Consider the following 14456-nt stretch of genomic DNA (forward strand, 5'->3'; position numbering starts at 1 on the left):
AGTACGGTGTTTGTAAATAAATTACACGCATTTATATAAATAAATACTATATGTCTTAGTAAATACTAAAACATTTAAATTGTTGTATTACAAAACTATACGTTCGGGCGGAGGTAAATAGATTTTATTGTATAAGATACCGTTAAGGTTACAATCAGTCAGATAAATTTTATTTACCGATGTTGCAAAAACATGATGATAAATAGCTGCCTGAACAGGCACTAAATAATCTATTGTAAGTTTAATTTTATTATTGCAGCCTGTAGATTCATCTTCGATCTCTTCCTCGCCGGCGTTGCATTTAATAAATTTTTTACAAAGGCTCCATACCGCACTTTCTTTTTTGTGAATGTCTGTATTTTTGGTAGTAACCCTTGTAATGGTATTTGACAGATTTAAACTGCTAATTAGAAAATAGCCGATAAGAAGCACCTGAAGTACTTTACTAAATACGCTATTTTTCAATTGATTCATCATTGCACACAAATATCAACAGTTGTGCCAAATAAAAGAATTATTCATCTAAACAGCAAATTTTCAGCATTAAATTGTGTATATTAGAAATTCTAATGAATTAAATTAAAAATTTTAATTTTGAACCGTATTAATGGCAGTCCGTATTTTTAGAAATGAAAAGGCTGAGATTACCCTGCGACAGATACGAAATTGCTAAATCAGGCATATTGCTACAAAAACAATACTATCTATTGTACAAATGCTTAAATTTGCAATAGTATTTAAGGTAAGGCAATGAGCAAATGTGAACAATGTATTGTAAGGGAATTTAGTTCGCTAAAAACACTGAATAAAGAAGAGCTGCTCAGGATTGCCGATTGTAAATCGTCCTACATCATTAAAAAGGGCGAACCCATTTTTACCGAAGGAGAAAACGTAAACGGCATTTTTTGCATTAAGGATGGTGTTTGCAAGCTCACTAAACTTAGTCCTAACGGTAACGACCATATTTTAAAGCTTATTACTAAAGGCGAATTACTGGGACAACGCTCTATGATAAGCGATGAGCCTGTAAACCTTAGTGCTGTAGCCCTGGAAGATATGGAGGTTTGCTTCATACCAAAAACAGAGATTATGGGTTTATTTAACCAGAATAATAAATTCTCTATGGATGTTATGAAGGCTATTTGCGGCGACCTTAAAGACGCCGATGACCATGTGGTTGCTATGGCACAAAAATCGGTTAAGCAACGCTTGGCAGAAACCCTTATTTACCTTAATGACGCCTTTGGCATTAATGACGATAAAAGCCTTAAAATAAAACTATCGCGCGAAGAGCTTGCGGGCATGGTGGGTACAGCTACAGAAAGCTGCATCCGTTTACTATCTGAATTTAATAAACTTGGCGTGATAGAACTTTCCGGTAAAAAAATTACAATTACTGATATGGGCAGGCTGGACAAGCTTACAAATTAAAGAAGTTTGCCACGAATTACACAAATTATCAAATTTAATTGGTAAAAAAGCAATTCGCAGCAAAACATTTTAAACCAAAACCATTTCCGGAATTGCAATACCTTCTAATTGATTTTTATAATATTGCAGTTTGTCCAATACGTCCTGCTTCTCTCTTTGAAAGTAATTGTTGTTGGCAAACAATTCGTTGTAATAAGCAATTCCCTCCAATAAATTACTTTTAAAAGTATTCCATTTTTTAAGCTGGGCTTTGGTTATATCCTGTGCTACATTACCGATATCTTTAGCAAAGTAATCGATATATAATTGAAGTTCTTTTATAAAAAAGTTAGGCCTGTAAGCACTTGCCAATACATTAGCCTGTCCATAAATGTGGCGTACCATATCTTTTAAAGAAACTTCCTTATCAAAATAAGCCATATTAGGACCGGGACAAATAACTACACCCTGCGCTTCGCCTTTTATAGTAATATGATTTTCTATATATGCAGGATTTGCAAGCCCTACACAAAGGCATGATTTTACGGTAATAGCTTCTTCTTTCTCTTTAAAGGCTTTTGCAGTAAGGGTGTCTTTTTGCAATTGAAGTTCTGCCAGCTTTAACTGTTGGTACTTGCGCGATGCTGTACATATACCCTGCTCATCATACTCACGGCTTAGCGCCAATAGTTTTTTAGGACAGGAGCTGCCTGCTTTATGGTGGGCAATACGCATGTTTTTAAGGTGCTCGTTTGTAGTACCATTAACCGTATTAAAAGGCACACCCAGTGGCGATATATCACTATGATAAAAATCAGATTCTGTGGCATTTGCTAATAAATTACGGGTGGCAGCATCTGTAGCAGTAGCCTCCGGAACCAATAAAAATGGCGACCCCCACCCTACTGAGTCTGCACCATAATGGCCGAGTAAAAATTCATGTTCCTGTGCAGTCCCTACTCCGCCCTGTACTGTAATCTTTAAATCTAAAGCCTGGCCAGGTATAGGCAATCCTTTACTATCAAGAGCCTTACACATTAGCTGGTGTCCGGTTTGTACCAATTCATTTTTACGTAGTTTAAACTCTTCCATAATTGGGCCAAGCAATAGTCCGTCAGTCGCAAAAGCATGCCCGCCACAGTTAAGACCCGACTCTATACGGTATTCGCTAACCCAAACTCCTTTCTTTGCAAGAAAGCTGCCTTGTATCATCGCCGATCGAAAATCGCTTACCTTAAGGATTATCTTCTTTTTAAGCTGCCCATTTGCATCCGGTAAAAAACTGTCAAATTCGGCTATGTAATTGTATAATGAGGGGTTCATCCCTGCTGATAGTACAAGCGACGAACTTAAATTACTATTTGCAAAACCACGTAATGCGGCATGGGCATCATTGTACTCAGCAGGCAGTGCAATATTTTTAATATAATTTGCTTTATCTACCTTAGTCATGATATTAACATCTATTGCTCCATGGCAAAGATGTTTGTTTACAAAGTTTCTTATTTCGTTTGTTTTATCAAACGGGCTTGAAACATAAAACTGTAGTGCATTTTTTATATCTGATACCTGCGGCAGCATGGCTATAAAATTGTTTAATGCTTTTTTACTCGTAGCAAGTTCATCGCAAAAGGCAGCATATTTTTTCTTAACAATTTTATCTACCAAATTTAGGTATGACGTTATACGTTCAGCTCTATAATCCTGAACTTTCTGAGAAATTTCCCTGTATGGCAATTCAAATTTTTCGCTGTAAAAAGCGTTCATTTTTTCCATCAGCTCGTCATCTACAATAGATATAACAGAGTCAATACCATAGTGTGCAACCCTTATAGGGCTGTCTATTGTATATGCAAGCCCCATAACCGGTATATGAAACGTGTGAAGTTTTTTCTGTACATTCATTCTATCAATATTTAATGCACAAATATTAAATATTGCACTCACTTAAAACCTGATAAATATCATGTTGATGAAATTGCCGTTAAATTATTATTTATGAGTATTTATTAATCTACAATTTCTATAGACTTTGTTATTAAATGATTCCGCCTTACATTTGCAGCCTGAAAAAAGCACTTAATGATCGAATTAAAGAATATAACTAAAAAATTTTATAAAACCACCAGGGAGGTTACAGCGCTTAATAACGTATCACTACATGTACCTAAAGGTAAAATTTTTGGTGTAATAGGTACCTCCGGTGCCGGTAAAAGTACTTTGATACGTATTATAAATTTGCTTGAAAAACCTACAACCGGCGATGTTATTGTTGATGGAATATCGCTTCCCGGCCTTAGTAACTCGCAGCTTGCAAAAGAACGCAGACAGATAGGTATGATATTTCAGCATTTTAATTTACTGACATCAAGAACGGTATATCAAAATATAGCTTTTGCCCTGGAACTTGCCAATACTCCTAAAAACGTTATAGATGAAAGGGTAAAAGAATTATTAAAGCTCGTTAACCTTGAGGAAAAAATAAACGATTATCCCGCAAGCCTTTCGGGCGGGCAAAAGCAGCGTGTTGCCATTGCAAGGACATTGGCAAATAACCCAAAAATTTTATTGTGCGATGAGGCAACCAGTGCGCTCGATCCTGCCACAACACGCTCGATTTTAAATTTGCTTAAAGACATTAATAAAAGGCTTAACATTACTATTTTGCTGATTACCCACCAAATGGAAGTTGTAAAAGCCATTTGCGATGAAGTAGCTGTAATAAGCAATGGCGAACTTATAGAGCAGGGAACAGTAGGCGAAATATTTGCCAACCCCAAACATGAACTTACGCAGGAGTTTATAGCATCGTCATTGCATATTGAGATCCCTGCAATTTATAATGATAAAATTACAACGGCTTACGTTAAGGGATTGAGCAGCATGGTACGGTTAGAACTTAGTGGAAACAGCGTAGATGAACCCGTACTCACCGATGCTGCAAAACAATTTGGCATTGGTGCAAAAATCATCAGTGCGCAAACATCTTATGCAGGCGATACCAACTTTGGGATAGTGATCATAGAACTGTCCGGTGAATTCTCGCAGCAGTTTGAAGCATTAAAGCTCTTCCGTGAAAAAAATATTAAAACTGAAATACTTGGCTATGTCTGATTCTACCATAACACTTTTATTAAACGGCACGTGGGAAACTATTATGATGACTTTTACGTCAGGATTTTTTGGATTTGCATTAGGCCTGCCTGCCGGTATACTTCTTTTTCTAACTCGCAAAGATCAAATCCTGCAAAATACAGCATTAAATAAGAGCCTTTCTGTACTGGTAAATATATTCAGGTCGATACCATTTATTATACTTATCGTTTGGATGATACCTTTTACCCGTGCATTGGTAGGCACATCTATTGGGGTAAGTGCTGCATTGGTTCCCTTAAGTATAGGAGCCGCTCCTTTTATTGCCCGCCTTGTAGAAAATAGCCTTTTGGGTTTACCATCAGGCCTTATTGAGGCTGCAAGGGCTCTGGGCGCGACGCCATGGCAAATTGTATACAAAGTTTTATTGCCGGAGGCTCTCCCGTCATTAATTAATGCAGCATCTATTACGCTAATAACCCTTGTAGGTTATTCTGCAATGGGTGGCGCGGTTGGTGCCGGCGGGCTTGGGCAAATAGGTTATCAGTACGGTTATATAGGTTATGATGCTGTTATAATGAATACTGTGCTTGTATTACTGGTACTGCTTGTTTTTGCTATACAATTTGCCGGAGATAAACTATCTAAGAGTTTTGACCACCGATAAAAATCTTTAAATCCTAATTATACAATTTATGAAAACCATATTTAAAATATCTATACTAACCATACTATCTGGATTCTCTTTAATCGTAACAAATTGTGGTGGCGATAAAAAAAATGACCCTCATCATATTAAAGTGGGCGTTGCAGCGGGACCGGAATTTGTAGTGGCACAGGCAGCACAAAAAGTTGCCAAAGATAAATATGGCCTTGAGGTAGAGTTAATATCCTTTAATGACTACGTTATACCTAATGAAGCTTTAAACAATGGCGATATAGACGCTAATGCCTTTCAGCATAAGCCTTACCTTGATGAGCAATCTAAGCAAAGAGGTTATAAGCTTGCCATAGTGGGTAAAACATTTATATACCCCATAGCGGCCTATTCTAAAAAAATTAAATCGCTTACAGACCTTAAACCCGAAAGCACAATAATTATTCCTAACGATCCTACAAACGGCGGGCGTTCTTTATTGCTGCTTGAAAAAAATGGTTTGATAACGCTTAAAGAAGGTGTTGGTCTTTTGCCAAAATTAACGGATATTACAGCTAACCCAAAAAACCTGAAAATACTGGAACTTGAAGCACCACAAATACCTCGTGCATTAGATGATCAAAATGTAACTGTTGCTATTATCAATAATACATTTGCATCTCAGGCAGGCTTAGTACCATCGCGCGATGCGCTATTTGTAGAAGATAAAGATTCACCTTATGTAAACCTTGTTGTAACGCGTGAGGATAATAAAGATGAAGAAAAAGTACAGCAGTTTGTAAAAGCATACCAGTCTGCCGAAGTAGAAAAAGCAGCCGAAAAAGAATTTAAAGGTGGCGCAGTAAAAGGCTGGTAGTTTAACCTAATAAAGTTATTTTTGGCAAACTATATTTACATTTATGCAAATACAATATTTGTTTGAACTTTTAGGTACCTGCTTCTTTGCAATTTCCGGTGCTTTGGTGGCCAATAATAAGTCGGCACCAGATTGGTTCGGGGTAACTTTTATAGGTTTCATTACCGCTATTGGCGGTGGTAGCCTTAGAGATATATTATTAGGCAGCTATCCCATAGGTTGGGTAAAAGATGTACATTTTATATATGCAATATTAGCAGGAACGCTGCTTGCAAGCATTTTTTATACAACGCTGCACAAGCTGCGTAAAACGCTTTTTTTGTTTGATACGCTGGGTATTGCATTATTCACCATAGTGGGTACAGAGAAAGCGCTCGGGCTTGGTGCCGGTCCTGTTACTGCTGCAATTATGGGAATGTTTAGCGCTGTAATGGGAGGAGTATTGCGGGATATACTTACCAATGAAATCCCTATAATCTTTCATAAAGAAATATATGCCACTGCCTGTCTTACAGGAGCGGCATTATATCTTTTATTGTTTTATTTTAATATAGACAGGAACCTTAATTTTTGGCTTTCAGGAGCACTAATTGCAGGGATAAGAATATTGGCAGTAAGGTACAATCTTAGCCTTCCAAAATTCAGGAAAGACACCGCCGATACTATTTGATTAGGTGATTCGGGAAATCTTCCACTTTCTCACAACACACCTGTTCCATAACCTGTTGCAGTTGTATTTTTAGCATAGAGATGGCGTGGTTACCACCTTCATTGCCTAATGCCGCTACGCTGTACATAAACGTCCTGCCCAGGAATGTAAAGTCGGCACCGCTGGCAAGTGTCCTCGCTACATCTACGCCCGAACGGATACCGCTATCCATCATAACCTTTATTTGTCCTTTATATTTTTCAACAATAGGATGCATAGATGCTATGGCACTCTGCCCGGCATCAAGCTGCCTGCCACCGTGGTTAGATACTATTACACCATCAAAACCAAGGCGTATTGCCATCTCTACATCTTCTTCGCTTGCCACACCTTTAAGCACAAGTTTACCTTTCCACTTATCCCTTACAGGCGCTATGCGCTCTTCGTTTAACCTGCCCGAAAATGTCCGGTTCATAAACTGGCCCAACTGCTTCATATTCATTCCCTTTTCCATGTAGGGTTTTAGGGTTTCAAAAGCCGGTTGCCCGTGTATCAGTGTTTTAAGAGCCCATTCCGGCCTGCCCAGTATTTGCAATATATTCCGTACCGACATACTTGGCGGCATTGCAAGGCCATTACGAATATCTCTTGGCCTAAAACCAAATGTAGGTACATCACTTAGTGCTACGAGTACAGGATATTCAGCATCGGCGGCACGTTGTATAATACTGTCCCTAACACTTGCTTCTGCCGGATGGTATAACTGGTACCACGCCCTGCCTTGGGTAATTTCTGCAATACGCTCTATACTTGCAGTTGTAACAGTACTAAGAATAAATGGAATGTTATGTTCAAATGCAGCTTTTGCCAATATTTCCGGCGCATTAGGCCACATAAGTCCTTGTAATCCTACGGGCGATATACCAAATGGGGCATCATACGTGTGGCCAAACAATTCTGTCTTCATTTCAGAACGTTCGTGTTTGGTAAGGTAGTAGGGTTTTAACTCTACATTACGTATATCGGCAGTGTTTTTTATAAGGTTTACATCCTCATTACAGCCACCATCAAGATATTCAAAAGCAAATCGTGGTATTTTACGCTTAGCCTGTTTTATTAAATCTTCGACCGATGGATAACTGCTATTATATTTTAACTGCATTGTAAATTTTTTGATCTTTCTGCACTATTGTATACTACTGTAAAGATATATGTTATCTTTTATACAAAAAACAGAAAATAGATATTATAAAAGTAAAACGATAGTTACACGTCAAAGAAAAGTGGTACAAGCTTTTTCATTCTATAATTTTCTTTCAGGAATTTAGAGGTTACCTGCTTGTCTGATATTACCATGGCTGCCCCAAGTGCCGAACCTAACGGCGACTGTGTAGACAACACTTTAAAATTACTAAAATGGTGCGACATGAGTTTCATAAACACATCATTATCTGTAAAGCCGCCGTCTATATATATAGTCCTTATCTCACTATTGCCTATAGCGTTACTTATGGTATCTATTTGCAGTTCCATAAGCTCTATCATAAGCTGGTGATAGGCTTCTTCAAAAGTAGCAAAATGCTCTAAATCTGTTTCCTGTGGCAGGCGTTGCAATGAAATACCTTCAAATTTGAAATACACTTTAGGCTTCTCTATAAGCTTTAAGTAAATGTCCTGATTAAACTGTACTTCAAGATGATAGCCATATTCTTTTTTATAATAATCGGTAAGTTTTTCTACCTGAAGGCGGTACTCGTTGCCCATAAAAAAACGGGAAGCTTTTACACGCTTGCCATCTATACGTAAATAATTAAGGCTGTTGTTCTTAATATCAGCTTCTGTAAGGCTTTCAGAGTTGTACGGGTTTAATGCTATACTCCATGTTCCTGTAGAGAGCAACAGGAACGGCTTTTTTTTGCTTAAAATATAGGGTAGTAAGGCCGACGAACTGTCGTGTATACCTACACCTATTTTAATCTTTTTGTCTTTATAAGATGTATTAATACTTGCCGATGTGGGTACTATGGGCGGCAATATCCTGTCGATACCTTCGGCATATACCCAGGCATGATAATCTTCGCTATCATAGTCCCAAAGGCTTGTATGGCAGCCAATGCTTGTATACTCACTTACCGGAATACCTGTAAACAAAAATGACAGGTATTGCGGCAGGTGAAGACTATATTTTATCTTACTAAAAACATCCGGCTTAGTTTGCTTTAGCCAAAATAACTGCATACCGCTATTAAGCATACCAGATTGAGGGGAAGCAGTCTGAGCAGCAACAGTTAATAAATTGCCATGCTTTTCAGCGAATGTTTTAGTTACTTCTTCAGGAAATTCTTTAGTATAATTATATAAAGGTGTAAGTGCTTTGCCTTTGTAATCTAAATGTACGAGGCTCGCACCGTAAGAAGAAAAATTAAGCGTTTTAACATCAAACCCCTGATTTTCAAGAATGGTGTCAAAGGTTTTTTTTATCCAGCCGCGCAGGGCTTCAAGGTCTTCCGTTTCAAAACCGTCTTCGTCTACAGTAAGCGGGAGGTTTACATACTCCCTATGAACCTCATTATAGTTATCATCAAAAAGGAAGAATTTTTTATTGGTCTTCCCAATATCAAAAACGGCATTCACTTTTACCATTGTTTCTTTATTTACAAGCCTGTAGCTTTACTGTTGGTTCCTCTTTCTGTAATAAGTCCGTTACGAACCGCAAGGCTACGGTATGCCGCTAACGGATCTATTGCCCCACCTGCTTTTTGGCGTGCTGCCTTAAGTATCGGGCGAACATCGGTACGGTAGGCATCCTGCAATATTTCCTGGCATTTTACCACATCATTGTCCTGTTGCGCTGCCCTAAGTTCGTCCTGGTTTACAAGCAAAGCCTGTGTATATGCAATTTTTATAGCTTCTAACGATTGTATTAAATCTTCTAACGGATCTTTAGTATTATGGCTGGCATCTATCATCCAGGCAAGGTCGGGGTTTTGCGGATTGTTCTCTATACCATACACCAACTCGTTAAAAATAAGGAATAACGGGTAAGGCTTAATAGAACCTACGGTTACGTCATCATCGCCATACTTACTGTCGTTAAAATGAAAGCCGCCCAGTTTGCCTTTTAGCATAAGGGTAGCTACAATTTGTTCAATATTAGTGTTGGGTAAGTGATGGCCAAGGTCTACAAGAGTATAGGCTTTATCTCCGCAGGCATTTGCAAGCATGAACGATGTACCCCAGTCCTGTATAACGGTACTGTAAAAAGCAGGTTCATAAGGTTTGTATTCTATAAACAGTTTCCACTCTTCCGGCAGGTCTGCGTAGATGGCTTTAAGGCTGTCCTCGGTATGTTTTAAAACAGTCTGGAAGTTGCGCTGTCCCGGAAAGTTAGAACCGTCAGCAAGCCATACAGTAAGGCTTTTGGACCCTAATTGCTCGCCTATTTTAATAACATCAAGATTATGCTGTATGGCATAATCGCGGGATGCATCTACAGTGCTGCTTAGCGAGCCGTGCTTATAACTTTCTTTTGCTCCCGGCTGGTCCTGAAATGTATTAGAGTTCATCGCATCAAAAATAATCCCATGCCCTGCAGCTACTTCTTTTATAGCTTTGTAGTCTTCCGGCACGTCCCACGGAATGTGTAGTGATACCGCTCCAGCAGATTGTGTTAGTGCATGAAGCAAACCAATATCATCAAGCTTTTGCTCTAAAGTTGCAGGCTCACCACCGTAAGAAAAACGCCCGAAACGCGTTCCTCCTGCGCCTAATGCCCAGCTTGGTATTGCAACCTGAAATTTAGCAACTTTATTAACAATGACATTTACATCTACACCTTTTTTTGCAAAGCGGTTTGCTATCAAATCCAGCTCTGATGTAAATACAGAATCTTCCTTTTTATTAAGGTCAGCAATTTGCTGTTGTGTTATTTTCATAATATTTAATATTAACGTACAAATGCATTAGCCATACCGCCATCTACATTTATAGTGTTACCGGTACTTTTATCTAATAATGCCACACATGCAAAAACACCGTTGGCTATATCGTCCGGAAGTATTATTTCGTTTAATAAATTTCTTTTTGCGTAATGCGCAGGTAATTCTTCAACAGTAATTCCGTAAGCTTTGGCGCGGCCTTCGGCCCACTCGCCTTCCCATATTTTACTGCCTACAATAACACCGTCAGGATTTACTGTGTTCACACGTATTTTGTCTGCGGCAAGTTCTGCAGCAAGTAAGCGTGTCATGTGCTGCTGTGCTGCTTTTGCAGTGCCATAAGCTACATTGTTAGGGCCGGCAACAAGGCCGTTCTTACTGGCAATATTTACAATATCACCGCCAAGTTTTTGCTTGCGCAATATGGCAACACCCTCCTGAGCCATTAAAAACTGGCCTTTTACGAGTACATTTTGCAGGATATCCCAGTCTTTAAGGGTAGTTTCTTCTAATGGTTTAGAAATAGCAAGCCCTGCCGAATGGATAATAATATCGATACCACCAAAAGATAACGAAGCTTTTTTAAATGCTGCTGCCACCGCCTCTTTATCAGACACATCGCACACAACACCATCGGCCTGATCTCTCTTATAAGTAGCCAAAGCAGTTTTAATAGCCTCATCACTAAGGTCTGCCAGTACAACAACTGCACCTTCAGCCACAAGTTTATCGGCAATTGCCTTCCCTATACCACCACCGCCACCGGTTACAATAGCAATCTTGCGGCTTAATGGTTTTTCGACAGGCATACGGCTAAGCTTTGCTTCTTCAAGCAGCCAGTATTCAATATCAAACGCTTCCTGCCTTGGCAATGAAGTATAAGATGTAATTGCTTCGGCACCGCGCATTACGTTAATGGCATTTACATAAAATTCGCTCGCTACACGTGTAGTTTGCTTATCCTTTGCAAAGCTGAACATACCTACTCCCGGATAGATAATAATAACCGGATTAGGGTCTCTCATTGCCGGGCTGTTAGCATGTTTACACGTATTGTAGTAGTCAGCATATTCCTTTCTGTACTGTTCAAAAGCGGGTTCAAGTTTTTTAAGTACTTCTTCAGTATTATTTACATCTTCATCAGTACTTAAATTAAGCACCAATGGCTGAATTTTAGTACGTAAAAAATGGTCCGGGCATGATGTACCCATTGGTGCAAGCCTTTCCAGATCATTACTGTTTATATATTGTAAAACGATATCGCTATCGGTAAAATGCCCTATCATCCTGTTTTCACTTGAAGCAAGCCCACGCAGCAATGGCATTAGTGTAGCCGCTTTATCCAGCCTTTCAGCTGCCGGTAAGCTTTCTATTTTCTGGCCGCCAAAAACACTGCCTTTTTCTTTTATTTTCTTTTCTATGTAAGCACTTGCCGTTTCTATAACTTCAAGGCTGTTAATATAGCATTCGTATGATGTATCACCCCAGGTAAATAAACCGTGGCTACCCAATACAATACCTCTTATACCCGGATTATCGGCAAGGCATTTTTCAAGCTGAAGCCCAAGGTCAAAACCCGGGCGCTGCCATGGCACCCAACCCATAGTATCGCCCCAAATTTCTTTGGTTACCTGCTCACTGTCTTTAGCAGCAGCTACGGCAATAAGCGCATCAGGATGTAAGTGGTCTATATGTTTAAACGGAAGCAGTCCGTGTAATGGCGTATCTATAGAGGGTGCTTTACTGGCAAGGTCGAATATACAATGGTCAAAAAGGCCTACCATACGGTCTTCATCGGCAAGGCCGCCGTATACATTTTTAAGATTGCGAAGCCTGCCGGTGTACAAACCTGCAATACCGCTTCGGGTAAGGGTGCCTATGTCTCCACCCGAACCTTTTACCCACATAACTTCTACTTCCTCATTTGTAAGGGGGTCTTTTTCTATTGTTTTGCATGAGGTATTACCACCACCATAATTTGTTATCCTTAAATCAGCGCCCAGGATGTTAGAACGGTACAGGAACAAAGCAACCTGGTCATCGCCAAGCTCAGCCGCTTTTTGCTCATTCCACAAATAATTTACGTATTGAAATGTTTTTTCCATTATATATTACGATGATTTGATTTAATATTATTTACATCCAAAAGTATCTTTATTTAACAAATAGGGTATCCTGTAGTGTACAGCCCAAAAGCAAAAAAAATAAACAAATTGCAGCAATTATATAAGTGTTATCCGTTTATATTTGATAAATCATCAGTATTACGGCAGGTAAAACACTTCTTTAAGAGGTGTACTTACAGGCGAATTGTCTTCGTTACTCTGCATAATATCTTTCATGTAAGCCCACCATTTTTGCATTACAGGGTGCGATGGCAAATCGTTTAATTTAGATTTGTCGCTAACAAGTAGTGTTGCAAAAAGGCTATTTGTTGTTTCGTCTAAAAAAATAGAATAGTCGCTTACACCTGTTTGTTTCAATAATTCTTTAAGTTCCGGCCACAATTCATCATGGCGCTTTTTATATTCTGCTTCAAAGCCTTTATGCAGTTGCATTTTTGATGCTAATCGTTTCATTGATATTTTTATTTTAATGAATTACCGTAGCCTACTACCATAACCGACAGTAAAATTGCCAGTATACCTAATGATATTGTAGATACAGTTTTACTGTTTACACCTTTCCACTCTTTTAAAACCACACCCCAAACGTTAGCTGTAAATATAATAAAGGCCATGTGCAGTATCCAGGAACTTGGGCCATTGCCCATGCGGCTCTCTCCCATTCCGTAAAAGAAAAATTGCAAGAACCAGGTTGTACCTGCAAGGGCACAAAAAACAATATTCTTTAATTTAGGCACGCCCGATTTAGTATAATCGCCAAGTGTTTTATTTTTTATGGCAAGAAAAAGGCAGCCTATTAAATTACTAAGCAAACCACCCCAAAGCACTACTATATAAGTAACATTATTTTGAAACAAAAATTCCCCCTGCCCCGGATTTGAGGCTTTCCAAACTTCGTTTGCAATATCTGCCATTGGTTTTCCTGCTTCTAATCCAAAATTAAAACAGGCACTAAGAACACCCGATATGATTGATACAATAAGCCCTAAGCCAAATTTATATTCTGTTTTAACCGAGACTCCGTGAGGGTCTGTACCGGCTGTGCTTAGTTGTTTTTCCTTCATTACACCTGCTTTACCACATATACCAATACCTATAACACATATAAGCAGGCCAAGTAAAACCATTTGCCCCCAGGAAGAAGATACTATTGCACCTATACCGTCTTTACCCGCCTGCGGATAAAATTCATAATACACAGACGGAAGTAAGGAACCAAAAACCATGCATAAACCCAGGATAACACTACTGCCTAAAGCCACGCCAAGATAGCGTACACCAAGGCCATACGTAAAGCCGCCTACACCCCATAAAATTCCGAATATAAATGCGAGGCTTATTACAGAAGAATCTGCATTGGCAATAATACTCCAAAAGCCAGGAATTGTAAGCCATGCTGCTAATGGCGGAACTATTAGCCACGAAAAAATACCACCTATAAGCCAGTAGGTTTCCCACGACCAGCCTTTTACTTTTTTAAACGGAATATAAAAACTACCGGAAGCAAACCCTCCGATTAAGTGAAAAAGAACGCCAAAAAGAGCTCCCATAAATATGATCTTTAGTAATTATAACCTTTTACAGGTTACACTTGTTAAAAATGTGAAAATAGCCATAATTACATCAATCACTGTCATGCAGTGTCATGTAAAATTATATTATTAAAAATTTTAATCTTATATAATTTCACTTAGTGTAATTTTAAACACCCTATCCAATATTAATA

General features: G+C 38.8%; 13 protein-coding genes. 5 read left to right on the top strand and 8 right to left on the bottom strand.

The genetic code is table 11. The features are described 5' to 3' along the window. Positions 1-87: 87 nt before the first annotated feature. Entirely contained in the window at positions 88-465 is a 378-nt protein-coding gene (locus tag F565_RS22185; protein ID WP_020211190.1) for a hypothetical protein, read from the bottom strand. Between the two features lie 285 nt (positions 466-750). Here F565_RS22185 and F565_RS0100350 point away from each other — a divergent pair, with 285 nt between their 5' ends. Beyond that, on the top strand, positions 751-1431 hold the full coding sequence (locus F565_RS0100350) for a Crp/Fnr family transcriptional regulator (RefSeq protein WP_020211191.1): 681 nt from the start codon (positions 751-753) through the stop codon (positions 1429-1431). 69 nt (positions 1432-1500) lie between these two features. On the opposite strand, the gene F565_RS0100355 is transcribed toward F565_RS0100350, so the two are convergent. Continuing rightward, the gene (locus F565_RS0100355) at positions 1501-3315 is read right to left on the bottom strand and encodes a hypothetical protein (RefSeq protein WP_020211192.1); all 1815 of its coding nucleotides are present in this window, start codon (positions 3313-3315) and stop codon (positions 1501-1503) included. Positions 3316-3492: 177 nt separating this feature from the next. Between F565_RS0100355 and metN the strand changes: the two genes are divergently transcribed. The 4 genes from metN to F565_RS0100375 are packed head-to-tail and all read left to right on the top strand — an operon-like array spanning position 3493 to position 6687. Next, positions 3493-4524: a methionine ABC transporter ATP-binding protein MetN gene (gene metN / locus F565_RS0100360; RefSeq protein WP_020211193.1), complete on the top strand. Its 1032-nt coding sequence runs from the start codon at positions 3493-3495 to the stop codon at positions 4522-4524. Next, entirely contained in the window at positions 4517-5170 is a 654-nt protein-coding gene (metI, locus tag F565_RS0100365) for a methionine ABC transporter permease MetI (protein WP_026299789.1), read from the top strand. Before metN ends, metI begins: the two co-directional genes overlap by 8 nt. A gap of 28 nt (positions 5171-5198) precedes the next feature. After that, entirely contained in the window at positions 5199-6017 is an 819-nt protein-coding gene (gene metQ / locus F565_RS0100370) for a methionine ABC transporter substrate-binding lipoprotein MetQ (RefSeq protein WP_020211195.1), read from the top strand. Positions 6018-6060: 43 nt separating this feature from the next. Next, positions 6061-6687: a trimeric intracellular cation channel family protein gene (locus F565_RS0100375; RefSeq protein ID WP_020211196.1), complete on the top strand. Its 627-nt coding sequence runs from the start codon at positions 6061-6063 to the stop codon at positions 6685-6687. Here F565_RS0100375 and F565_RS0100380 read toward each other — a convergent pair. From F565_RS0100380 to rhaT, 6 genes are all read right to left on the bottom strand, one after another. Next, positions 6680-7828: an alpha-hydroxy acid oxidase gene (locus tag F565_RS0100380; RefSeq protein ID WP_020211197.1), complete on the bottom strand. Its 1149-nt coding sequence runs from the start codon at positions 7826-7828 to the stop codon at positions 6680-6682. The two genes, F565_RS0100375 and F565_RS0100380, sit on opposite strands and share 8 nt — an antisense overlap. A gap of 104 nt (positions 7829-7932) precedes the next feature. Further along, on the bottom strand, positions 7933-9309 hold the full coding sequence (locus F565_RS0100385) for an FGGY-family carbohydrate kinase (protein ID WP_020211198.1): 1377 nt from the start codon (positions 9307-9309) through the stop codon (positions 7933-7935). An 11-nt stretch (positions 9310-9320) separates the two neighbouring features. Beyond that, the gene (locus F565_RS0100390) at positions 9321-10601 is read right to left on the bottom strand and encodes a sugar isomerase (protein ID WP_020211199.1); all 1281 of its coding nucleotides are present in this window, start codon (positions 10599-10601) and stop codon (positions 9321-9323) included. 11 nt (positions 10602-10612) lie between these two features. Continuing rightward, a complete protein-coding gene (locus F565_RS0100395; protein WP_020211200.1) occupies positions 10613-12709 on the bottom strand; it encodes a bifunctional rhamnulose-1-phosphate aldolase/short-chain dehydrogenase in 2097 nt (698 codons plus the stop codon). A gap of 159 nt (positions 12710-12868) precedes the next feature. Then, positions 12869-13183, bottom strand: a complete 315-nt coding sequence (gene rhaM, locus F565_RS0100400; RefSeq protein WP_026299791.1) for an L-rhamnose mutarotase — start codon at positions 13181-13183, stop codon at positions 12869-12871. An 8-nt stretch (positions 13184-13191) separates the two neighbouring features. After that, positions 13192-14280, bottom strand: a complete 1089-nt coding sequence (rhaT, locus tag F565_RS0100405; protein WP_020211202.1) for an L-rhamnose/proton symporter RhaT — start codon at positions 14278-14280, stop codon at positions 13192-13194. Between the last annotated feature and the right edge of the window lie 176 nt (positions 14281-14456).

This window comes from Flavobacterium rivuli WB 3.3-2 = DSM 21788 (assembly GCF_000378485.1).
Classification (GTDB): domain Bacteria; phylum Bacteroidota; class Bacteroidia; order Flavobacteriales; family Flavobacteriaceae; genus Flavobacterium; species Flavobacterium rivuli.